The sequence below is a fragment of the Ruegeria sp. N4 genome (assembly GCF_056531425.1).
The window spans coordinates 87,823-109,785 of the sequence record NZ_JBQFLT010000015.1 but is presented as its reverse complement, the minus strand read 5'-3'; the positions used below and the strand labels follow the sequence as shown (position 1 = coordinate 109,785).

At 57.5% G+C, this 21,963-nt stretch carries 24 protein-coding genes; 9 read left to right on the top strand and 15 right to left on the bottom strand.

The annotated features are described in order from the left end of the window. The first annotated feature begins 331 nt into the window (after window positions 1-331). From ACR0LW_RS19335 to ACR0LW_RS19315, 5 genes are all read left to right on the top strand, one after another. Entirely contained in the window at window positions 332-1,204 is an 873-nt protein-coding gene (locus tag ACR0LW_RS19335) for a DUF932 domain-containing protein (RefSeq protein WP_152459999.1), read from the top strand. Window positions 1,205-1,261: 57 nt separating this feature from the next. Further along, a complete protein-coding gene (locus ACR0LW_RS19330; protein ID WP_480522633.1) occupies window positions 1,262-1,819 on the top strand; it encodes a hypothetical protein in 558 nt (185 codons plus the stop codon). 62 nt (window positions 1,820-1,881) lie between these two features. Continuing rightward, window positions 1,882-2,169: a hypothetical protein gene (locus ACR0LW_RS19325; RefSeq protein ID WP_480522635.1), complete on the top strand. Its 288-nt coding sequence runs from the start codon at window positions 1,882-1,884 to the stop codon at window positions 2,167-2,169. A gap of 41 nt (window positions 2,170-2,210) precedes the next feature. Continuing rightward, on the top strand, window positions 2,211-2,459 hold the full coding sequence (locus tag ACR0LW_RS19320; RefSeq protein ID WP_480522637.1) for a hypothetical protein: 249 nt from the start codon (window positions 2,211-2,213) through the stop codon (window positions 2,457-2,459). A gap of 241 nt (window positions 2,460-2,700) precedes the next feature. After that, a complete protein-coding gene (locus ACR0LW_RS19315; protein ID WP_480522639.1) occupies window positions 2,701-2,859 on the top strand; it encodes a hypothetical protein in 159 nt (52 codons plus the stop codon). A 10-nt stretch (window positions 2,860-2,869) separates the two neighbouring features. Here the strand turns inward: ACR0LW_RS19315 and ACR0LW_RS19310 are convergent, their stop codons facing one another. Continuing rightward, the gene (locus ACR0LW_RS19310) at window positions 2,870-3,118 is read right to left on the bottom strand and encodes a hypothetical protein (RefSeq protein ID WP_480522641.1); all 249 of its coding nucleotides are present in this window, start codon (window positions 3,116-3,118) and stop codon (window positions 2,870-2,872) included. A gap of 652 nt (window positions 3,119-3,770) precedes the next feature. Here ACR0LW_RS19310 and ACR0LW_RS19305 point away from each other — a divergent pair. From ACR0LW_RS19305 to ACR0LW_RS19295, 3 genes are all read left to right on the top strand, one after another. Continuing rightward, window positions 3,771-4,115 carry a hypothetical protein gene (locus ACR0LW_RS19305; RefSeq protein WP_480883962.1) on the top strand — a complete coding sequence of 115 codons (345 nt, stop codon included), beginning with the start codon at window positions 3,771-3,773 and terminating at the stop codon, window positions 4,113-4,115. After that, entirely contained in the window at window positions 4,112-5,965 is a 1,854-nt protein-coding gene (locus ACR0LW_RS19300) for a relaxase/mobilization nuclease domain-containing protein (RefSeq protein ID WP_480522645.1), read from the top strand. The genes ACR0LW_RS19305 and ACR0LW_RS19300 overlap by 4 nt, the downstream gene beginning before the upstream one ends. Before the next feature lie 87 nt (window positions 5,966-6,052). Next, window positions 6,053-7,090, top strand: coding sequence for a hypothetical protein (locus ACR0LW_RS19295; protein ID WP_480522646.1), 1,038 nt, complete (start codon window positions 6,053-6,055; stop codon window positions 7,088-7,090). Between the two features lie 436 nt (window positions 7,091-7,526). Here ACR0LW_RS19295 and ACR0LW_RS19290 read toward each other — a convergent pair whose 3' ends face one another. The 8 genes from ACR0LW_RS19290 to ACR0LW_RS19255 are packed head-to-tail and all read right to left on the bottom strand — an operon-like array spanning window position 7,527 to window position 14,974. Further along, window positions 7,527-8,354: a citryl-CoA lyase gene (locus ACR0LW_RS19290; RefSeq protein ID WP_170349211.1), complete on the bottom strand. Its 828-nt coding sequence runs from the start codon at window positions 8,352-8,354 to the stop codon at window positions 7,527-7,529. Continuing rightward, window positions 8,351-9,547, bottom strand: coding sequence for a CaiB/BaiF CoA transferase family protein (locus ACR0LW_RS19285; protein ID WP_170349210.1), 1,197 nt, complete (start codon window positions 9,545-9,547; stop codon window positions 8,351-8,353). Before ACR0LW_RS19285 ends, ACR0LW_RS19290 begins: the two co-directional genes overlap by 4 nt. Further along, entirely contained in the window at window positions 9,548-10,993 is a 1,446-nt protein-coding gene (locus ACR0LW_RS19280; protein WP_170349209.1) for an aldehyde dehydrogenase family protein, read from the bottom strand. Next, the gene (locus ACR0LW_RS19275) at window positions 10,990-11,682 is read right to left on the bottom strand and encodes a hypothetical protein (protein WP_480536976.1); all 693 of its coding nucleotides are present in this window, start codon (window positions 11,680-11,682) and stop codon (window positions 10,990-10,992) included. Before ACR0LW_RS19275 ends, ACR0LW_RS19280 begins: the two co-directional genes overlap by 4 nt. Continuing rightward, window positions 11,682-12,692 carry an agmatinase family protein gene (locus ACR0LW_RS19270; protein WP_170349207.1) on the bottom strand — a complete coding sequence of 337 codons (1,011 nt, stop codon included), beginning with the start codon at window positions 12,690-12,692 and terminating at the stop codon, window positions 11,682-11,684. Before ACR0LW_RS19270 ends, ACR0LW_RS19275 begins: the two co-directional genes overlap by 1 nt. After that, on the bottom strand, window positions 12,689-13,513 hold the full coding sequence (locus ACR0LW_RS19265) for an arginase family protein (RefSeq protein WP_480883959.1): 825 nt from the start codon (window positions 13,511-13,513) through the stop codon (window positions 12,689-12,691). The genes ACR0LW_RS19270 and ACR0LW_RS19265 overlap by 4 nt, the downstream gene beginning before the upstream one ends. Before the next feature lie 50 nt (window positions 13,514-13,563). Continuing rightward, a complete protein-coding gene (locus ACR0LW_RS19260; RefSeq protein ID WP_170349205.1) occupies window positions 13,564-14,238 on the bottom strand; it encodes an arginase family protein in 675 nt (224 codons plus the stop codon). Further along, entirely contained in the window at window positions 14,231-14,974 is a 744-nt protein-coding gene (locus tag ACR0LW_RS19255; protein ID WP_170349204.1) for an arginase family protein, read from the bottom strand. The genes ACR0LW_RS19260 and ACR0LW_RS19255 overlap by 8 nt, the downstream gene beginning before the upstream one ends. Before the next feature lie 112 nt (window positions 14,975-15,086). Between ACR0LW_RS19255 and ACR0LW_RS19250 the strand changes: the two genes are divergently transcribed. Beyond that, a complete protein-coding gene (locus tag ACR0LW_RS19250) occupies window positions 15,087-15,794 on the top strand; it encodes an IclR family transcriptional regulator (protein WP_170349203.1) in 708 nt (235 codons plus the stop codon). Between the two features lie 8 nt (window positions 15,795-15,802). Here ACR0LW_RS19250 and ACR0LW_RS19245 read toward each other — a convergent pair whose 3' ends face one another. The 6 genes from ACR0LW_RS19245 to ACR0LW_RS19220 form a co-directional block, all read right to left on the bottom strand. Further along, entirely contained in the window at window positions 15,803-16,546 is a 744-nt protein-coding gene (locus tag ACR0LW_RS19245; RefSeq protein WP_480883956.1) for an ABC transporter permease, read from the bottom strand. Between the two features lie 71 nt (window positions 16,547-16,617). Next, window positions 16,618-17,520, bottom strand: a complete 903-nt coding sequence (locus ACR0LW_RS19240; RefSeq protein ID WP_170349201.1) for an ABC transporter permease — start codon at window positions 17,518-17,520, stop codon at window positions 16,618-16,620. After that, window positions 17,517-18,605 (bottom strand): ABC transporter ATP-binding protein, encoded by a 1,089-nt coding sequence (locus ACR0LW_RS19235; RefSeq protein WP_170349200.1) that lies wholly within the window; start codon window positions 18,603-18,605, stop codon window positions 17,517-17,519. The genes ACR0LW_RS19240 and ACR0LW_RS19235 overlap by 4 nt, the downstream gene beginning before the upstream one ends. A 57-nt stretch (window positions 18,606-18,662) precedes the next feature. Continuing rightward, window positions 18,663-19,721, bottom strand: coding sequence for an ABC transporter substrate-binding protein (locus tag ACR0LW_RS19230; RefSeq protein ID WP_170349199.1), 1,059 nt, complete (start codon window positions 19,719-19,721; stop codon window positions 18,663-18,665). Between the two features lie 12 nt (window positions 19,722-19,733). Beyond that, entirely contained in the window at window positions 19,734-20,537 is an 804-nt protein-coding gene (locus ACR0LW_RS19225) for an alpha/beta fold hydrolase (protein WP_170349198.1), read from the bottom strand. A gap of 46 nt (window positions 20,538-20,583) precedes the next feature. Continuing rightward, entirely contained in the window at window positions 20,584-21,642 is a 1,059-nt protein-coding gene (locus ACR0LW_RS19220) for an ABC transporter substrate-binding protein (protein ID WP_170349197.1), read from the bottom strand. Window positions 21,643-21,963 lie beyond the last annotated feature (321 nt).

The following is a 21,963-nucleotide window of genomic DNA, read 5'->3' as shown; positions in this document are numbered from 1 at the left end:
CTGCTGTGACCGGCAGGCCGGTCCCATCATCCCGATCCGCCCGCATCCTGTGTCGGGCCGGTCAAGGGGCAAGCGCCGCGCGGTGCGCGTCGTCTCCATGTCAAAAAACCCGGTTCCTCCCACGCGCAAGCGCGCGGTTCCCTCCCATTTTTTCGCCACTCCGACCCCGTGACAGTCCCGCCCCGGGCCACAGGCAGGGCTTCGCCCTCCTGTTCTGCCAGCCGATAGATGTGGTCCATCTATCAGCTAACAGATCAGAAGGCCGCGCCCATTGGCGGAAAGCTGGGAAACACCGGCAACCGCATCGCCACGAAAGAAAGGAAGTAAGTCTATGGGTTACAATCGTTATATGAGCGGAATGTCCTGCGGTGGTCTGGTCACAGGGGAAGCCTTGACCGACGATCAACTGCGCTCCGCCGTGCCCTCGATCTTCGCAACCGAAGCCCACGAAAGCCGGTCTGACCGCTTTGTTGTGGTGCCGACAATCGACGTTCTGACCGGACTGCGTAAGGAAGGGTTTGACCCATTCTTTGCTCAGCAGGCCAACACCCGCATTGAAGGCAAAGCCGAGTTCACCAAACACATGCTGCGCTTGCGCCACCGCTCAATCACAAATGCCGAAGGCGAAGCCTTTGAAATCATCTTGGTCAACGCCAATGATGGAACCAGCAGCTATCAGATGGTGCCGGGTTTCTTTCGGTTTGTCTGCGCTAATGGCCTGATGGTTGGCGACAGCTTTAACGAGGTGAAGGTGCGCCATTCTGGTGACGCCATTCATGAGGTGATCGAAGGCGCATACACTGTTTTGGAAGATGCGCCCCATGTGGCCGAGCAGGTTGAAACCTTCAAAGGTATCTCTCTGGACGACGCCGAGCGCAAGGTGTTCGCGGAAGTGGTGCATGAACTGCGCTTTCCCGAGGCTCACAAGGAAGATGGAAAGCCCGCGCCGGTTCAGGCTGACGCTCTGTTGAGAACCCGCCGCAATGCCGACCGCCTGACCGATCTTTGGACCGTTGGCAATGTTCTGCAGGAGAACGTCATCAAGGGCGGGCTGCATGGTCGCGTCAAGGATGGCAATGGCCGCACACGCCGACAGCGCACCCGTGGCGTCAAAGGCATCGACCAGAACAAAGCTCTGAACCGGGCAGTCTGGTCTCTCACTGAAAAGATGGCAGAGCTGAAGGGCGTAAGCCTCGCAGCCTGAAGAACAGCGCGCGGCTCGATCCGGGCCGCGCATACCCCCTGACTCGGAGCAGAGACCATGCAAAATGAAATCGTCAACACACCCGCACACGAGCGTTTCAACAACTTGCCGAAAGGCGACAAGCTGGACCAATTCGAATGGTTCGAAATCATGCCGTGCCGAAATGATGAAAGCGAAGGGTGCGCCGTCCAGTGCGAAGCCGGAGAGGTCGAGTTTTGGAGCATTTACGGCCGGAAGAACGAAGGCACCAAAGACGCGCCGGAGTTTCTGGCGATGGCAGTCCATGACGCATGGGATGCCAAGGCGATTGTAAAAATCGCACGCCAGATTGCCACGGAAACCGGCAAGGGCTTCTTGGCTGGTGACGTCGCCTATGGGCAGTTTCCCCGCCAGAGCGGTCAGCTCGTGCCAGTGACCGAATTCATTGAGATTGCCGAGGCTCTGACATTCGCCATCCACGAAGCCAACGAAAGCGAGATTCCTGACGAAGACCAGCGCGTAGATGATTTTGACAATCATCCGCTGGCCGCGTTGCGCGAGGCGTTTGTCGATTATTCCGACTATTCGGGATCTGATCAGCTCGACCCTTACCAGCCCGAAGCCACCACCCACTGAAACATTGCAAAGCCGGGAGGCCGCTAAAGCGGCCCCCGCCATTTGCCCGATGGAGAGCAGAAATGCAGCAGCTTGATTTGATACCGATGGCCCCAAACGAGAAAGGAACACCAGGCGCAAACTGGTGGGCCGGTGCCTGGGAATGCCGGAACTACGACGGGTTTTTTCAAACCCGTGAGCAGGGCCGGGGACCGTGGAAATTCGTGATCTACGGGTTTGGCGATGACGATGTTTCCGTCTACGGCGTCAACCCGTTTGGTGGGCTTGTCCACCAGAGCGTGCCCATCGACGGGCAGGATCGCATCACCATTCTTGGCCGCAAATACGGCCGGGACAACTGGCAGCACTAAGCCGGGCGAAGCCCGAAAACTGAAATCGAGAGGACAGGCAAATGTATGCCCATTGTTTCCGTTCTGGACACATCGAGCTTTCCGCACATCCCGACATCGAGGGCGGGATTTGTATCGGGGAAGGAACAGAGGACGAGCTGGCCCGCAAACTGGATGGACGCGCCCGCATGTCATGGAATGACACGTGGTTGATCCCCGGAGTTCCGGAGGCCGAAACCGGGGATGCGGCCTTAGACGCCACCATTCGGTTCAAGACCCGGATGGACGAACCTTTGCCCGAGGCCGGATAGGTGCGCCACCAGCTCACCTTGCCGGGGCTCGATCAGCCGCGCCGCGAGCAGCGCGTTTTGATGCACGCGGCTGATGTGGGTCAAGCCCCCGATATGATGCCCGGTTGGCGAACTGCCAAGGGTGGGCACTTCATATGCGGTCAGTGTGGTCATGACGCCGGATGGAGTTTTGACATGACCGATACTGAAATTCGGCGGGGCATTCCGTGCCCGGTCTGCAACCACGAAAAGGAGGATTCCGATGCTTGAGAAATGTGTTCATCACACCATCGACATTGCTGTTGCCGGTGCCCTTCTGGTGGCAGCAGTTGCAGCGTTTTGCTGGCACGTGGAACAGCGCGCCACTATCGAGGTTTGGAAGTCTGACCGTGCCGCCCGACTGACCGTCGCGCGAGACTGACCCCGCCCTTTCAGCGCGTCCAGTTCTTGCTATCATCGACCATCCGGGCGAGGTCCGGATAGCCCGCGCCGCATCGGTTGTGCAGGGCCAGCCCGTCCTTTTCACGGTCGCATGTTTTGGCGATGATCTTCAGTGCCGAGGGCAGCGGCGTGTCAGCACCGACCAGCTCAATGAACCGCTTTTTCGGGTACTGCCCGTACCGCCCGCAGGTCTTGCAGTTGATCCGGACCAGCTCAAACGGATAATCCCAAGCCTTCACAACGTACAACCCTCGGTAGTGCTGTTGTCACGCGGTCTGAAAAACTTCAACCTTTCCATTCTCAGCATCTATCCCACGGGACCGCTCAGAGCCAGCGTTAAGGCCGCGCGCTCGGTCCCCGCTCGCGCCACCCAGCGCGAAGCCGCGCGACTGCCACTGTGCTAAGATCCCGACCGAGAGACCCTAACCTGACATGCGACGGTCGGTCAGCTCGTCGGGTCGCGCGGCTGAAGTTCAGCCAACTCGTCGGCACCCGCCGCCAAAGCGTCGGGAAGTTGAGCGCGCCCAGGCGCGCGGAAAATGCAGATCGCATTTAACGTGCCGGAAAGTGACGGGCGCTGTTCGGGCAGCCCACGCGTTGCGTGATTGCCCTGCGCCAGTCCACCGGCACCCACGCCTGTTTAAGGAAAAGGGGCGGAACCCTTTTCCCGGCGTGGAAATTTACTCCTAGAGCAAAGTTACTCCGATCACGATTTGAGAAAATACGAATTTCTAAAATCCCATCGGTTTACTCTTGGAGATTATGACAGGATAAGGTAGTTGTGTTACAAATCACAAATACAACCTGAGGTATAGATTGAGCAAGCCAGCCGACACCACTGTCTTTTCTGTTCGATTGCCGTCAGATGCCTTGGAGCTTTTGGAGGGGGCCGTGACTGCGCTCGGAGCCAAGAGCCGCAACCAAATCATCCAACGACTGATCTATCGTCTGATCGGGTATCTCGATCCTGACCCCGCTGTTGTGGGTCTCTGGCAGAAGCACTTGCGGCAGGTTCAGGGTGGATACACCAACCTCAATCAACTGGCGAAATCGGCCAAGCGCGGCACGGTGATCTGGACGGATGACGACCGGCGCGATGTCGAAAATCTCCATCGTGCGATCATCCAGCACCGGCAAGACCTGAAAGCGCTGATCACAGCGGCCCGCCGAAATCGAGAACCGGAGGCCGCCATTCGCCGGATCTTGCGCGACGATGATTGGACATCTGAAGTATGAATGTCGCGGCTCGCAATCTGACAGCAGGGGATTTCCTGGAGCTTGCCTTCCGGGAAGCGCAGAAGGGTATCGATCGATCCAAGCAGATCAGCCTGCAGCTGCAGACCGCCAAGCGCATGAAGTTCATGATCTCGCGGGCCTCATCCATCAAGGCGCGGCTGGGTGCTGTGGTCGGAAAGCCCGAGGCGGTTGTGAAACACGTCCGCAAAGGTGGGGTGAACAACGCCCATGAGCTGCGCCGCCAGATCAGTTACCTGACCGTCCGGGCAGAGGGTGTTTTGGACATCCGGGACAATGGCGTGACCCCGCTTGATGCGGATCAGGTCAGGGATTTGATCGAGACCTGGGCGGAGGATTTCAACGGGAAAACCAACTACGGTTACACCCGTCACATGATCGTTTCTTTTCCCGAAGGCACCTATCCGGACGCCGCGCATGAGGCGGGCTTGGAGTTCGCGGACCGTCTGTTTGGAAGCAGAGATTTTGGCGATACCTGGGACTACCTGACAGTGTTCCACAACGACACCGATAACCCCCATGTCCACATCGTTGTGAACAACCGAGGCGTCGAGCATGGGCAGTGGCTCGCTATGGGCATGAGCAGCGAGATGAACATCGACGTTCAGCGCGCCATCCAGGTTGAGGTTGCCGAAGGATACGGCATTGAGCTGACCGCGACGACCCGCCTTGAGCGCGGTTTGCGGCAGGAAGTGGAGACAGACACGTGGAAAGTTCAGGCCGGACTGTCACTTGTTGAAAGCACCCCGGAAGTCGAAGTTACGGCCCGTGACAGGGCTGCGGATGTGATGACTTTATCCATCGCAAGAATGTCCGATCTGTTTGATGAGCGCGCCAACGCCATCAGCGAAAGGATCGAAGAGTTTGCCATCAAGCTCATTGAAGGAGAAGAACCTATGGTATCGAGAATGGAACATCTACTGGATCAGGCCCATCATTTTGATGATTACGGTGAGCCGGGAGGCCCCGAATACAAGTCGCCTGAGCTGATGCACGAGCTGCGTCAGCACATCGCATTAGGCGGCGATGAGGAAACAATCAGCCCCGATCTGAAGGCCCGTGTAATCCAGCATATTGACGATCACCAGCATATCGCGGAGAGCGGTGGAACCCTCTCGGCGATGGCTGATATTGTCGATCATAAAGTCTATCAATCCTCCGAAGACTACTCGCCGCCAGCAGTTCGCTATGACGCCTACATGCGCGATACGCTGGGCGAGGATGCCAGTGACAATTGGTCGAAGAAGTCCGCCGACATCCTGCAGTCCATCGAGAAAATGGAAGGACTGGCGCGTGAGGTTGAAGATCCCCATCTGCGCGTCTCAATGGATATTCAGATAGGTGAGCTGAAAGGCGACGTTGCGAATATGCGGCCCAACGATCCTGACCTGCAAGCCTTCATCATGGAGGACAGGCGTTATTCAACGCTGATGGACACCGCTGAGATGGATACCTTGGATTATCCGCAAGCCGAGCAATGGGTCGAGATCCGCAAGGAAGTCACTGACACGGCCAGCAGCTACGGCCTAGACGGCGAGGCGTTTGTTGCCCGTTTTGGCAACCATCACAACGTCACATTGGGAACGACTATGGAATGGCGTAGCGACGATATTTCGACCGCAGCGGCCCACTTCCAGGCTCAAGGTTTGCCGGACAGCCAGGACCGCGCCGAGGCCGTTGTTGATGAGCTGCACCAAATAGCCTCTACCAAGATCATCGCAATTTCTGAGGAACTTTCGGACGTTCACGCCCATGCAACGCACCCGCTCTTGCAAGGGCGCGGCGACGATACCGGTCATAGCTTGGAGGACGATGACGGACACAGCTTATAAGGATTACACCCGGTCTGCCTGATGAGCGCGCCAACGCCATCTGCAGGACCATCACAGAGTTATCCATCAACTCGAAAAGGAAAAACTATGGTTTCGCGTACAGACTATCTTTTGAACGAAGTCGAACACTTCGCACCCTATTCCAAATTTGATCAATCCGCCCCGCGTGAAGATCGTGTTTCTGAGCAGATTGACATCATCACGAAAGAGCAACGGAGTCTGGGGTATGACAATGCCGCCATCGGTGGGCGACTGGCTGACATCGAGGACCAGGCTAACCGCCGTGTTGACGAACACACCGCCCAAGCTGATCTGGTCGAAGAACTGAAGATCGAACTGGAAGCCGCCGAGAGGTCAGGGGAACCAGTTAATCAGGGCGACATGCAGGCTTTGGTTTCCCGTCATATGACCGACGCTCAGGAATATGACCTGTATCACCCCTACTATTCGTCGCTCGCGGATCTGAGTGGTGACAAGGATTTTCAGGGTTCGGATGACTACCAGTCGCCCGGTGATCGCTATGTTCAGTATATGCAATCCGCTCTGGGGCAGGCCGGTTTCGAGAATTATGAAGAACAAACCAAAGACATCGTGAAGTCTATCGAGAACATGGAGGCTCTTGCCCGAGAGGTCGAAGATCCGCACTTGCGCGCCAAAATGGACGTCCAGATCGGAGAGCTGAAGGGCGATGTTGCTGAACTGCGCCCATACGACACCGACCTACAGGCGTACACTGTTGCTGATGACAGTTACACCACATCCATGAATGCAGCCGAGTTGGACAACCTGGACCCGACAGAAGCCGAAAAATGGCTGGCTGTGCGTGATGACATTGTGGCAACCGCCAACAGCTTCGGACTCGATGGAAACAAGTTCCTGGCCCGCTACAACGATCATGACAGCGTTTCAGTCGGCACAACGGCGACTTGGAAAGACGCGGATGTTTCCACCGCTGCTGCCCACTTCAACAGCCAAGGCGTTCCGGACAGCTACGAGCGCGCCGAGGCCGTTGTCGGTGAGCTGCACCAGGTTTCGTCCAGCAAGATTGCCGCCGTGTTGCAAGAGATTGCCCATACCCGCGAACAGGCCACCCACATCCATGAAGATGAGGGGCACAGCTTGTAGGGGCTACGCAGAAGGTACTTTTGATGCAGCAGGACCAGTTTCAGGCTTGGTGCAAAACAGGGCGGTATGGAAGTTGCCGAACGGGATGTGTTGAAAACCGACCCTTCGCGGCACCTTGCCTGAACTGGTAAGACGCGGACAAAAGGTAAATTCGCTGCGTTCGCACCAATGGCCGCTTGTTTTCTCTTCGCTGACGTCAGAACATTCCGTGCGCGAGTGGAGCTTTAAAGCCAGGTGTGGCGTAATTTGCAGCGGTCGCGCCATCAATGTTCATCTGGATAGCGCGACCTTTGATATCTAACAATTGCCCCTCGATCTGCGGTGCGAGACTGGAACAGGCCATAGCTTCAACCGCATAATATTTTCCAGTGTCTTGGAATAGATGCCGCTGACCCGACTGCTACAGATAGACCCGGTCCTCAGAGGTTTCATCGTCTTAGCTTTCCGATTTGACACCAGTGTATTCGGGCAGATAGCGCGGGGGCATTGGTCCTTTGTTCCGGCCGCCCTGCTGCATCTGTTCCCAGCCATGAGACAAGATGCCGACCGAGCGGGAGAGACAGAAAAAACCGCGTGAAAGCGGCGGTGGAAAACCCAGCTCGCAAAAGATAACCGCCGTGGCCCCATCGATATTCATTGCGATCTCAGTACCGCGCTTGCGTCCGATTTCCGCCTGAACGGCCTCACCGATGTCGGCAAACCGCCCATCCACCGTGCCAGACTTTGCGGCCTCGCGTACGAGTGCCATCAACCTTGGTGCACGGGGATCGACGGGCTTGTGGAAACGGTGTCCAAAGCCCGAGACAATCTTGCCATGTTCCTCGCGCCAAGCGGCGATACCGTCGCGGACGGCAGTTTCCTGTTCAGCGCCGTCATCGATCCGTTTGGCGACGTCAAAATAAAGTTCGGCGCATTGTTCACCTGCGCCGCCATGCACATCACCCAGCATGTTGACCCCGGTGGCAATGACGTTGTTAAGCCCCAGCCCACAGGTCGCGGCCATACGAGCGGCGGCAATCGAAGGCGCTTGCGGACCATGATCCACGCCTGCCACCAGCGCACATTCAAAAAGCGCCGCCTGTTCTGGCGTTGGCATATCGCCCCGCACCATGAGCCAGATCATCTGAGCAAAGCTGACAGACCCAATAAGATTCTGGATCGGGTGGCCGCGAAAGGCGATCCGCCCAGGAGCCATGTCGATAATTGCAGTGCGCCACCAATGGCGCATGTCATCGGCATCTTTGGGTTCCGAGGGGGCCGTCATATCGCGCCTTCCTTTGCCAGTTTTTCTATGTCTTCTGGTGAAAGTCCCAACTCACCCCAGATTTCAGTGTTGTGCTGCCCCAATGTGGGCGGGGGCGCATCGACAGTGGGTGCGCTGCCGTCCAGTTTGATCCCGGTCGTGGCCACCTCTATGTCTCTTCCGACGCCGGGGACGTTTTCAAACTGACTGAGGAATCCACGGTCTGCAACTTGCGGCATTTCCAGTACTTCCGGTACTGTCAAAACCGCACCTGACGGTACGCCGATACTATTGAGCTCCTTGGCCCAGTCGCGCGGTGGGCGGGTCTTTAGCACCGCCTCAAGCTCTGCTTTCAAGGCCAGTCTGTTGCGTTTGCGATCCTCACGCGTGGCATATTCAGGGCGTTCGCGCAGCGCGCCCAATCCCAGATGGTCCGTCAGAAGCTCCCATTGCTGGTCCTTGTTTGCGGCGATGTTGATTAACCCGCCCTCGGCCTCAAACGCACCAGAAGGCGCCGAAGTGGGATTCTCATTGCCGTTGGCGGTCGGAATGACTCCCGCGATAAGATAGTTCGACACCACCCAACCCATTGTCGCCAGCACCGATTCCAGCATCGACACATCAATGAACGTTCCGCGCGGATTGGCGTTTAGGGCAGAAGAAATCGCGAAGGCTGCGGTGATACCGCCCACGGTGTCTGCCACCGGATATCCAACCCGCAATGGCGCGCTTTTGTCATTCCCGGTAATCGACATTACACCCGAAGTGCCCTGGATGATCTGATCATAGGCCGGGCGGCGAATCCATGGGCCCTCCTGGCCAAAGCCGGAGATGGCACAGTAAATCAGCGTCGGATTGACCTCCTTTAGCGTCTCGTAGCCCACGCCGAGGCGCGTCATAACGCCGGGCCGGAAGTTTTCCACCACCACATCTGCCGTTTCGACGAGTTTCAGAAAAATCTCTCGACCCCATGCGTTCTTCAGATTGACCGTGACCGATTTCTTACCCGCGTTCTGGGCCAGAAAGGACACACCCATGTTGGCCTTGTTCAGCTCTGGGTCAGCCCCCAGTTGGCGGGCGAGATCGCCCCGTCCGACGGCCTCGACCTTGATGACTTCGGCCCCCAAATGCGCCAGATGGTGACAGCAGAACGGACCGGCCAGCACATTGGTCAGATCAAGGACACGAATGCCTTTAAGCGGTGACTGTGCCATTTATCCTCGACCCTCATGTACAACCTTGGCTGCGGTGAAAAACTCGCGGCAATAGCTGCCTTTTTCCGGCGCGCCAAAGGATGATCCTTTTCGACCCGTAAACGGGGCGTGGAAATCCATGCCTGCAGTGGGCAGATTGACCTGGATCATACCTGCCTCAGCGTGCTGCGAGAAATGGTCGATCTTGGCCGTATCCCGAGTGACGATGCCCGCAGACAATCCGAATTCGCAGTCGTTGGCGGTGGCAAGGGCGGCATCATAATCTGGAACACGTAACACAGCGGCGATGGGCCCAAATATCTCGTCACGCGCGACGGCTGCCTGTGGTGACACATCGGTAAACAGGGCCGGAGCAAGGTAATGTCCGGGAGTATTCAATCTGACATCGCTGCCTCCTGCAGCAAGCGTTGCGCCGTTCGCCACGGCTCCCTCGATGTAGCTTTTGTCGATGGCCAGCTGCGCCTCACTTGCCACCGGGCCGATTTGCGTATCCGGCGCACGCGCATCACCGATCCTGAGATCATTCATCGCCGCGCAAAGACGATCCACAAATGCGTCGTGTATCCCTTCTGTGACGATCAGGCGGGATGAGGCCGTGCATCGTTGGCCGGTTGAGAAAAAGCTGCCCAGTAATGCGCAGTGAACCGCCAGATCCAGATCCGCATCATCCAGCACAATCAATGGGTTCTTGCCCCCCATTTCAAGCTGCATTTTGGCCCCGCGGGCGAACAGCGCAGCCCCCATATTGCGACCGACAGGTGTCGAGCCGGTGAACGTGACCCCAGAGACTTTGGGATGTGTAACGATCGCCTGCCCAACCTCACGGCCTTTGCCCATCACAAGGTTGAACACACCCTCGGGCAGGCCCGCACGGGAAATGATGTCGGACAGCATCCATGCCGATCCGGGCACCAGTTCGGCAGGTTTGAACACAACCGTGTTGCCATAGGCCAGGGCGGGCGCAATTTTCCATGCCGGGATCGCCAGCGGGAAATTCCAGGGCGTGATCACGCCTACGACGCCAATCGGTTCGCGCAGAACTTTAAGAGACACACCTTCGCGCAAAGATTGATAAGTATCGCCCGTTGCACGATATGCTTCGGCCGCGAAGTATTTGAACAGATGCCCGGCGCGATGCGCTTCGGCCTTGGCCTCGGGCAGGGTTTTGCCCTCTTCACGGGCCAACATGTCGCCCAACTCGTCTACACGGGCAAGGATTTCCGACCCGATCCGGTCCAATGCATCGAACCGGACCAGTGGCGATGTCGCGCGCCATTTCGGAAAGGCGGCAGCGGCGGCCTCGATCGCATCGGCAGTCTGCGCGGCACTGGCCTGCGCATAATCACCAATCGTGTCGTTCAGGTCAGACGGGTTGATGTTTGGAACAGCACCACTGCCAGCGGCCCATGATCCGGCGATATAGTTGGGAAATGGGTCTGAAGTCATAGCACTTCCTCAAGGACTGGACGCCACCCGATATCTTCATGCCGGTGGTCCACAGTGTTCACGTAAAAATAGGTCGGGCCATGATAGCCCCGGCAGACCCGCCCGTCTGCACGGCTGGCGACGGGTTCGGCCGTCCAGCTGACCGCCCCAAACCAGTTCCACACACGGTTATGTGGCGAGGTCAGATGATCCGGGCCAAGCGGGGCTGCACTGTCGGCCGGATTCGGTCGAGGCGCGTTTGACGCGCCGCCGCCACCCACCAACGCATCCCATTCATTGGGCCGGGTTGCCCCCTGATAGGGGTCATCACAGGGCGTATCACCGCCGGTCAGCAACCGGCAGCGAAACGGTCTGCCATCAATCGACACGGCCTTTCCAAAGACAAACCCTGCATCATCCAGATCCTGCCAGCTGATGCGGCTCATAAGCATCCGGTCGGCGACCATCAGCCGAGATCTCACGTCCTGAAACACATGCCAGTTCAGGCGTTTTGTCGGGTCCTTGGGGCTGTCCGTGAGCGCCCAGTTGTCCCAATCCGGGTCACGTTCAAATTCCGGGAGGTTACCGGGTTGAAGACCCTCGTAAGGGCAAAGCGCTGCAAGATCCGTGATCCAAGGCCGGGTTGCCGGGGCAAGGATTTCTCCTGCATGTGATAGCCCGCCCATTTGACGGGTTCCGATATACTCCATCATTGCTCCGCCACCGGCCCAGTCACAGGTCGCGTGCGGAAGCGGCGCAGAATCCGGAACAGCATTTCCGCCGACAGGAATTCGGTGCGCTGTGAGGGATCAAGCGGTGGTGAGACCTCGACAATGTCCAACCCGCCCAAGGGGGCCTCGGCCAGTCCATCCAGCAGATCGTAGTATTGTCGCGGTGTAATGCCGCTGTGCACGATGGAGCCTGTGCCGGGAAGGTAGCCGGCGTCCATAGCGTCGATGTCGATTGAAAGATAGAGCTCGTCGCAGCCCTGCATGGCATGTGCAAGCGCCTGACGCACCACCTCGGCCGCGCCGAGTTTTTGCACCTCGCCAGATGAAAACACCCGTCCGCCCTGCTCTTCGATAAGTGCAAGATCGCCGCCATCGACCCAGCCCGTGATGCCGATCCAGACCATATTGGAGACATCGATGTTGGGCAGTTCGGAAATCCGGCGCGCGTTGGTTGCATGGTTGTGGCTGCCCCACGCCCCCAGCCGGTCGGAGAAATCGAGATGACCATCGATCTGGATATATCCGAAGCGCGCGTTTGGCGAACGTTTGGTCAGCCCACGGGAATAGCCCAGACAGGCCGGGAAGCTGTTATAGTGATCACCGCCCAGTGCCAGTGGGATCGCCCCGGCAACGGTCAGCGTTTCGATCATTGCGGCGATGGCTTCGGTTGTTGCGTCAACGTCCTGCGCTGTGATCTCTGCGTCGCCGCAATCGATCAGCCAATCGGTTGCAGGCACGGTACGGCGGCTTGTATCGGGATCAAAGCTGGCTCCCTGCGGACGCAAAGATTGCAGAAGACTTGTCGCCCTGCGCAATGCTTCGGGGCCGAACCTTGTGCCAAGGCGGCTGGAATGTGTCCAGTCGCTCGGCATGCCGACCACGCCGATCTTATCGGGACCGACCTCGTCCACGTCGCGCAAATGCCCATCAAACAGCCGATATCCCGGTTGTGACAGAGGCGGGTGAAATGTGGTATTCGTTGCAGTCATGTCAGTACATTTTCCTTGGGAATTGGGCGCACCGGTCGGTCAATCCCAAAACCGAGGCGCGCATAGATGAATGCCAGAAGAGCCGTGACCATCAGTCGTTGGCCAACCTTCACCACACCCATTCCGGGCCTGCTCGGGTTCAGACCGGTCAACATGATGGCACTGACCTCGTGCTGTCCCAGGGCGCTGAGCCATTGCACCACTGTATCAAGGTCGCAGCCTCCCAAACGGGGCCGATCACAAAGCGCGCTGAGCGATGTTTCAAACACGGACAGATCAAACTGCACACACAGCGGCTTTGATACATCCCGCCACCTGGAAAACGCGGCAAGCTGCGCGGCAGTGTTTTGGCTGCAGGTCGTGCCACCCCCGTTTGGCAGGGGCGATACATGAAAGTCGCGCGCATCATCTGGCGTACCGCCAAGCTGCACAGTCTGACACTCAGGCAGCGCGCTCTGCACTGTCTTGGACAGGCGATCTGACCCACCCAATATTATGGCGCAGGCACCATTGCGGCTGACATGACGCGTTGCCGCCTTCAATGCCGCATGGATCGCGTCCTCGGACCCGCGCGCGATATCTCCGAGGTCACATAACCGCTCGTGTAGTCCGTCGGTGCTGATGTCTTGACGTGCATCGATATCTACGGGGTGACTGAATTGCGGGTTTGCGTGCCAACCGAAATAGACCGAGGTCTCGCGCAAGGCACGCGGCGCCAGGGATTGCCCAGCATGCGCTGCGCTTGTGTCTTCAAACGGGACACCCAGTACCGCCAGATCGCCGGACCTGACATCACCGATTGCTTTGGTCTGCGCACGCATGAATGACAGATGCCCTGCCATGCGTGGCAATGGAGCCGACCTTAAAGGCATCAGCCTACTCCTCTCTCAAGGCGCTCAGTCACCGCTTGCAAGATCGACAGTGCCGCGAGGGTTTCAGTTCTGCCACGATTGTCCAATTCCGGGGCAAGCCCGAAAACGGCTGCAGCGATGATTTTGCCGGCGGTGGCGTCGATTCGCGCGATCATCTGTTCCGGCGACAGCCCGGTCAGGCAACGTGGTTTCGATACCCAGTTGGCCGCAAGCTGTTGTAAATCCACAGATAGGATGACCGGTTGAGTATGGGGCAGATCGCCCGCATTTTCCCCTGCGACCGGAATGACAGGAACATCCGTACCCGTGGCATTTTTTGCAGCGCTGCCAAGTGCCTTCAAACCGCTGGAATCACCGCCAACCAGCACCATGCGCGCACCGGTTTCCAGAACCGCCTCGCATTGTGCAATGACTGCGGAAAAGTGCTTGTTCGGCTCAAGCGGAAATACGTTCACATCCCCCAGATCAATCGCGTTTTCCGGGGGCTTTCCGGGACGGGAGGCATATCGCAACTGCCGTGCGAGGTAGCGTTGCCCTGCCGCTGGTCGATCGAGATTGTCACAAAAGTACCCTGCCATCGCAACCTGCCCGGGCACGAGATCTTCCAGATCGCCAACAGATGCGCCCAGAAAACTTGGGATTGTGTCGAACCGTATGTGCGCCGCTTCACCCATCGTGCAACGCCGCGTTTAGGGTTTCGATGGCCGCCAGTTCCGAAATACCCCGGGTATCGAGCGCAGGCGCAAGGCCAGTGATCGCAATCGCCTGCCAGCTACAGGACATTGAGCCGATAACGGACACCAGCGTTTCGGGCTTCATACCGCCGGGGTTAAGGCCGACGCACCCTGCTGCATGCCCCAGATCAATGACCGATATGTCAATCCAGAGAACAGCGCGCTCGGGAATGTCATAAAAGTCGCCGCGCCCTTCATCCAGCTGCCGGGCGGTACACCAGGCCATCGAGCGCTGGTCGATCTGATCCCATACATCGGCAGGCTGCTCGCCGTTCAAACCCACCCAGATCGTGTTTGCAGGCCGCGCCGCAACATCACCCCGGGCGAGCGGCATGGCCGCGACAACCGGCAGGTCAGGCAGGGCCCCCAGCACTGCCGAGGCAACTTCTGATGCGCCACCCAGAACAACTGGCACAACGCCGTGATCCACCATCTGCGTCACAAGCTGCATCAAAGTGACGGACCAATCGCCCGACAGGTTCAGATTTCCAATATCCCGGCCATTTACAGGCAGACCGGTCCCAAGCTGTTGTGACATCCTGCGCAGCGCATCCGGTGCCAGTGAGGCCCCGATACGCGGCCCGCTATCGACTTCGCTTGGAACACCCAAAACCCCGACATTGCCCGCCTCACATTGCGAAAACTCGCCAAAGGGCAGACCGGCATATCCGGTCATTATCCATCGTTTTTGTGCATTATTCATCGTCAGATACCTTCACGAAATGCGATTTCAAATTGCGCCCGAACTCGCTACACATGGGCGCGGAACTGCGTCGAAAGGTCTGCCTATGCCCAACAAACCCCAAGCCCCGGACACAAATGGTGGTGTCGAAGCGGTTGAACGTGCATTGCGTGTTCTGGACAGCTTTGAGCCCGGCGATGCGGGTCTTTCTCTGAAAGAGGTCGCGGACCGCAGTGGTGTCAACAAAGCGACAATCCTGCGTTTGAGCGTCTCGCTGGAAAAGTTTGGCCATATTACGCGAGACGCCGAAGGCCTGTTTCACCTCGGGCCGTCTTTGTGGCGTCTTGGGTCCGTATTTCGTCAGAACCTGCGCATGGGGCCTATTGTGCGCCCGGTGCTGGCGGAACTGGTGAATGCCACGGGGGAAAGCGCGTCGTTTTACGTGCAACGCGGCAATTCCGGTGTCTGCCTCTACCGGGTCAACTCGCCTAGGCTGGCGCGCGATCACATTCAGGAAGGTGAAATCATTCCGCTGAACATGGGCTCGTCGGGCCGGGTGCTGGATGCCTATTCTATCGGGCAGGGCAAACAGGCCGCCAGAATCCGAGAGGCCGGATATTATCTCAGTCTCGGTGAACGTGATCCGGACGTCGCTGGTTTGTCGGTCCCGGTTCTTGGGTCCGAAGGCGAGCTGCTGGGTGCGGTCAGCCTGTCGGGTTTGCGGGTTCGCTTCGACGAAGCCGCCGTCGAGGGCTATCGCACTATGGTGCTTGATGCCGCCCGCCAGATCCGGACCGAGATCGGTGAAAGATAACGAGTCCATCATTTATCAACATTCTTGCTGCGGCCAATCAACTGCACGCCGATGAGCGCCGAGACTGACACGATAATTAGACAGGTAGAGATCGCTGCAATGGTCGGATCAAGCTGGTCACGCAGCGAATTGAACATGCGGCGGGTAATCGTGGCATTTTCCCCGCCCGAGACCAGCATCGAAATCACCACTTCATCCAGTGACGTGATGAAGGCGAGGAAGGCACCGGTCTGTATCGAAAATTTGACTTGCGGAACCGTCACCGTCCACAGGGCATATGCCCGCGATGCCCCGAGGCTACGCGCTGCCAGTTCCTGATCAAAATCATAGTTCTGCAAGCCTGACATCACGGTCACGATCACAAACGGCAATGCCAGCGCGGTATGGGCGATCACAATCCCGGCAAGCGTGTAGTTGAGCCCCAGCTTGGCATAAAGGCTGAACACGCCGACAGCGATCAAGATCACCGGTACGACAATGGGCATGATCACGAGGATCTGTGCCGAGTTTCTGATCCGCGGAGTGCAACAATGCAGGCCATAGGCACAAAGTGAACCCAAAGGTGTCGCAATCGCCGTAGTCAATGCCGCTGCTATCAACGAGGTCTTTGTGGCGCTCATCCATTCCGGCGAGGTGAAATAGGCCTCGTACCAGCGAAACGAAAACGACGTGGGTGGGAACTCCAGAAACGAGGCCCCCGAAAACGACATCGGGATCACGATAAGCGTGGGCAGGATCAGAAAGAACAGCACTGCAATGCCAACCACCGTCAGCCACAGCCCGTCAATTTTGCGTTGTCCGACTTGTTCCATTATTCCGATCCTTAGCGCATGAAGAGTTTGTCGAGGCCGAAGACCCGGTTCATCAACCAGATCATCGCCAGTGCAAGCAGCAGCAGGACAACGCCCAAGGCGGATGCGGCTCCCCAATTGGAATAGACCGTGATGGTGCTTTCGATCCGTTGCGCCAACATCTGAACACGGCCACCGCCCAGCAAAGCAGGTGTGACGAAGAACCCTAGCGACAGGATGAAAACCAGCACGATGCCGGCAAAAAGGCCCGGCAGCGACATCGGAAAAAACACTCGCCAGAATGCCCCGCGCGGGCTGGAACCAAGCCCCACAGCCGCCCGAACCAAGTCGGTATCAATGTTGCGCATGGTGGCGTAAAGCGGCAGAACCAGAAACGGCAGCATGATATGTACCATGCCAATGATTGACCCCGTGAGGTTGTGCGCCAGCTGCAGCGGTTCATCAATTATGCCCATCGACATCAGCGACGAATTGATGATGCCATTGCGCTGCAACAGCACCAGCCAGGCGTAGGTTCGCACCAGAACCGACGTCCAGAACGGGACCAGCACGAAAACCATCAGAATTGCAGCTGTTCTGTCCGGCAGCCGAGTCAGCCAGTAGCACAGCGGATACCCAAGCAGCACACAAATCACCGTCACGGCGATGCTTATCTGAAAGGTGACAACAAAGGTCCGTCGATACAGTGCGCTTTTGAAAATGCGTTCGTAGTTCTCCAAGCTCAACTCGCCGGCCGCATTGTAAAACGACAGCGAAGACAGCCAGAAAATTGGCAGAAACACGACGATCAGAATTGCTAGAACCGCGGGCAGCGAAAGGCCAAAAAATGTCAGGCGCTCACGGCGCTCTTCGGATTTGAGCGTGCTTGCGTTCTGAAGCGTCTGAGCTGTCCCATAAGACTCGGCGACGCTCATGATACATGCTCCGGTACGATGATTGTATCTTCGGGATGCAGGGCAAGGCCGATGCGCTCTCCCTTGGAGGGCAGACCCGTTTGGCCGGCGCGATTGGCAGGGACGCGTACATTGATCTGGCCCGCGCTGTCGTGCTGTACGATGACCAGAACGCTGTCGCCCTGATAAATGATGTCGCTCACCCGGCCAGACAAATCATTAGCAGTTTCAGGCACAGCGCCCGCGGTGACCTCCAACAACTCGGGGCGGATCACCAGGCGATGACCTCCACTGCCCTCGGCAATTGGTAAGCCGGACTTCAACACGCGCCCGCCAAGTTGTGCCGCGTTATTGGCCACGTTCACCGGCGCCGAAATGGATTCACCGATGAAATCCGCCACAAAGAAACTGTGAGGCTGGCGATACAGCCGCTCAGGTGTCTCAACCTGCTCGATCCGCCCATGGTTTACCACCGCGATCCTGTCTGACATCGTCAGTGCTTCGCGCTGATCATGGGTTACATAGACAACGGTCGCATCCAATTTTTCATGGAGCGCTTTCAGTTCAATCTGCATATGTTCGCGCAACTTCTTGTCGAGCGCGGACAGGGGTTCATCCATGAGGATGATCTGCGGCTCGAAAACCATGGCGCGGGCAAGAGCCACACGCTGCCGCTGGCCGCCCGACAATTGAGTGATACGTCGATCTCCATAGCCACCAAGCTGCACGGTATCCAGCGCACGCTCTGCGCGGGTCTTCTGTTCGCTTTTAGAAACCCCGCGGATCTTCAGCGGATAGGCCACGTTTTCAGCCACGGTCATGAATGGGAACAACGCATAGCTTTGGAAAACCATGCCGAGGCCGCGCTTATGGGGCGGCGTCGCAATCATTTCCTGACCGCCAAATCGGAGCGATCCGCCATCTGGACGTACAAAACCGGCCAGTGCCATCAAAAGCGTCGTTTTGCCCGAGCCTGATGGCCCAAGCAGTGTCAGGAATTCACCTGCAGCAATGTTCAGCGATACGTCATCGAGCGCTTTGACCGAACCGTAGGCCTTGCATAGGTTGGAAATGTCGATGGGAAGGGATTGGGCAGCAGGTGACATAGGGGCTCCTAACCTGACGAAAAAGGCGCAGCACGAGATGCACTGCGCCAAATTTGATTATTGCTGGATCAGCGTGTCGAACTCTTCGGTCAACTCACCCAGCTGGCCAATGTAGAAGTTCGGGTCGACCAGAAGCTGCTTGCCGTAGTTGTCGGGATGCGTGTTGACCTTGACCGCCATCTCTTCCGAGATAATGCTGGTATCGAATGCACCCGTATTGACCGGGCCCAGCGGCATTGTCACGGCCAGCCGCGCCTGCGCTTCGGCGCTCAGCAGCTCATTGATCAGGCGCATCGCATTTTCGACGTTCGGCGCGCCTTTGGGCACCAGCAAGCAATCAACATCCATCGTGCCACCATCGAATGCATAAGCAACGTCAATGCCCGATGCGATAACACTCTCCACGCGGTTATGGCCCATGTGGATCACGTCCACTTCTCCATCACGCAGCAATTGTGCGGATTGTGATCCGCCACGATACCAAACGGTGACCTCGGGTGCGATCTCTCCCAGTTTGGCCCAGGCGCGCGCGATGCCCTCGTCCGTAGCCAGAACGTCGTAAACTTCTGCCATAGGCACGCCATCGGCCATAAGGGCTGCCTCAAGGTTGTAGTTCACCTTGCCGTGCATGCCGCGCTTGCCGGGGAAGTTTTCCAGATCCCAGAACTCTGCCCAGTTGGACGGACCATTGTCGCCAAAGGCATCCTTGCGATAGGCAATCACCTTGGTGAAGTTGATGAAGCCGATGTAGTTTTCGTGGATCAGCTCCTCCGGGATACCCGTCGTGTCGACAATCGAATAATCAATCGGCTCAAGAGCACCTTCACGGCTGAGCGTCTCGCACGAGGGCAAGTCCTGCTCGGTCACATCCCAGGCGACGGCACCTGCTGTGATCTGTGCGCGCACGTCCTGGATGCCGTTTGTCGTATCTTCCTTGACCGTGACATTCAATGCGCTGGCTGCGGGATCCAGCATGGCGGAACGCAAGGCATCCTGAAAGGAGCCTCCCCATGATGCAAACACCACTTCGCCTTCGGCGAAGGCAGGTGCCGCCATTACCAAGCCGCCAGCCACAATACTGGCTGCAAGCGACAGTCTTCTCTGTTCTTTCTTCATGTCAGGCTCTCCCTAAAGTTTTGGTTGGTTACATGATCGGATTTTCTCTTCCTGGATATCGCGGCCTACTGGCATTAGGTCTCCAACCCAGTCCGCAATCAGGCGTGGCTGTTCGAGCATCAAGAAATGGCCGGTATCGGGCACCAGCTTGATCGTCGCTTTGGGAATCCGAGCGCGAAAGGCATCCAGCCAAAGCGACGAAGGGTAGGCCGCCACTGGTCGGCGCACTTCGTGCTCATCCAGCGAAGTCGACTGCAATATCGTAACCGGGCAGGTGAGGTGGTCGATGGCTGAACCAAAATGATCGCGATCCCATGCAGCCATCGCATGATAGTACGCGAGCAAAACCTCGGTTGGATATTGCGCAGCGCGGGTCACAAGATCGTGCTTTTGATCCTGGTCGAGATTATCTAGCATCATCGTCGCGAATGTAGCTTCCGCCCATTCTTGCTGCCCAAGCTGCCCAAGCTGTTCCTTCAGGCGCGCAACCGCTTCATCGGGATCTTCAGGCACGTTGCTGCCATCCAGCAAAAGAAGACTAGAGACGCGCGCTTGCCAATTCGCAGCCAGTTCGATTGCAATCCGCGCACCCATGCTATGCCCAACCAGAGCAAAGCGATCAAAACCCAGATCATTTGCATGGGCTATCACATGAGCCGCGCAATCCCTCAGGCTGACTGCCCCTTCCAAGGGCACGGCACCAGGGCTTCCAGGCAGCTTGGCAAGACCATTGTTTACACCATCTGGAAGGAGCGATGCGACGCCACTCCAGTCCTGCCATCCGCACGCCCAGCCATGAACGAAAAGGACGTTCATAGATGCTGCCGGATTGGGTACAGGACTGGAGCACATCGATTTCGCTCTATTGCTGAATCAGCGCGTCAAATCGCTCTTGCAGTTCCGCGAAGTTTTCGACGTAGAAGCTCGCGTCAATGACCACCTGGGTCTCCATGTTGTCAGGGGAGGCATTGTTTTTGGCTGCAAGTTCGGGCGGGATCAGCCCGGTTTCGAATGCCCCGGAATTCGCCGGGCCGTAGGAAATGGCCACTGCCATGCGGGCTTGGGATTCGGCCGACAGCATCTCGTTGAGAACAAGCATAGCGTTTTCGCGATTTGGCGCGCCTTTGGGCACCAACAAGCAATCAGCATCGGTCGTAGCCTGGTTCCAAGTATAGCCAACCGTTACTGCATCTGCATTGAGCGCTTCTGCGCGGCCGTTGCCAATATGAATGAAGTCGATTTCGCCATCAGCCATCAACTGCGCCGCTTGCGAGCCGCCCCTGTACCAGACCGTGATATCGGGAGCGATCTCCTCAAGCTTGGCAAAGGCCCGATCAACCCCGCCTTCACTACGCAGGACGGAATTTACCTCCGCCGGGTCGACACCATCCGCCATTAGAGCCGCTTCCAGTGCATGGGACACCGAGTTAAACATCGCACGCGTGCCGGGATAGGCTTCGGTGTTCCAGAAATCTGCCCAGGACTGTGGACCGTTTTCGCCAAATTTCTCAGCTTGCCAACCGATTACAAGCGAATAGGTCAACAGGCCTACCCATTCGCTGTCCACGAGACTGGTAGGTATGCCATCGGTCGAGACCACGCCATAGTCAATGGATTCCAGCGACCCTTCTTGCTTCAAACGAGCACAGTCGGACAATGCTTGTTCCGTGATGTCCCAGGCTACCGCGCCCGCTGTGATCTGCGCGCGCACATCCTGGATGCCGTTTGTCGTATCTTCCTTGATGGTTAGTCCCAGTTTTTTTGCGGCTGGGTCCAGCATGGAGTCCCGAAGTGCATCTTGAAATGATCCGCCCCAGGACGAAAACACCACTTCGCCTTCGGCAAAGGCAGACGTGGCCATGGCCAGACTACCGGCTACAAGGCCCGCAGTGAGCGTCAATTTCCGGTTATCTTTCATCATGTCGGGCTCCTCCCCTAATGCTGGTTGGCTTGCGGGTCCTCGACATGAGCGCGCCCGTCTTTCACCACCTCAACGTTTCATTCAGCAAAACCACATTTCATTTCTACTAGTTGTGATGCTGGAGCCAGTCAAGAATTCTTTTGACCCCGCCGGTTTCAACCTCCCGTTTTCGGAGCGTCAGAGTCGGGTGAAAAGTCGGGTTACGCCCTTATACTCTGTGTCCATCTCGCTTTGATCTTGCGCAATTTGGTATCGAGTGCGAACTTTTCCGTCCCCAGTTTCATAGCCACCGAGTGACGCATCTTTCGGGATCAGGCCGAA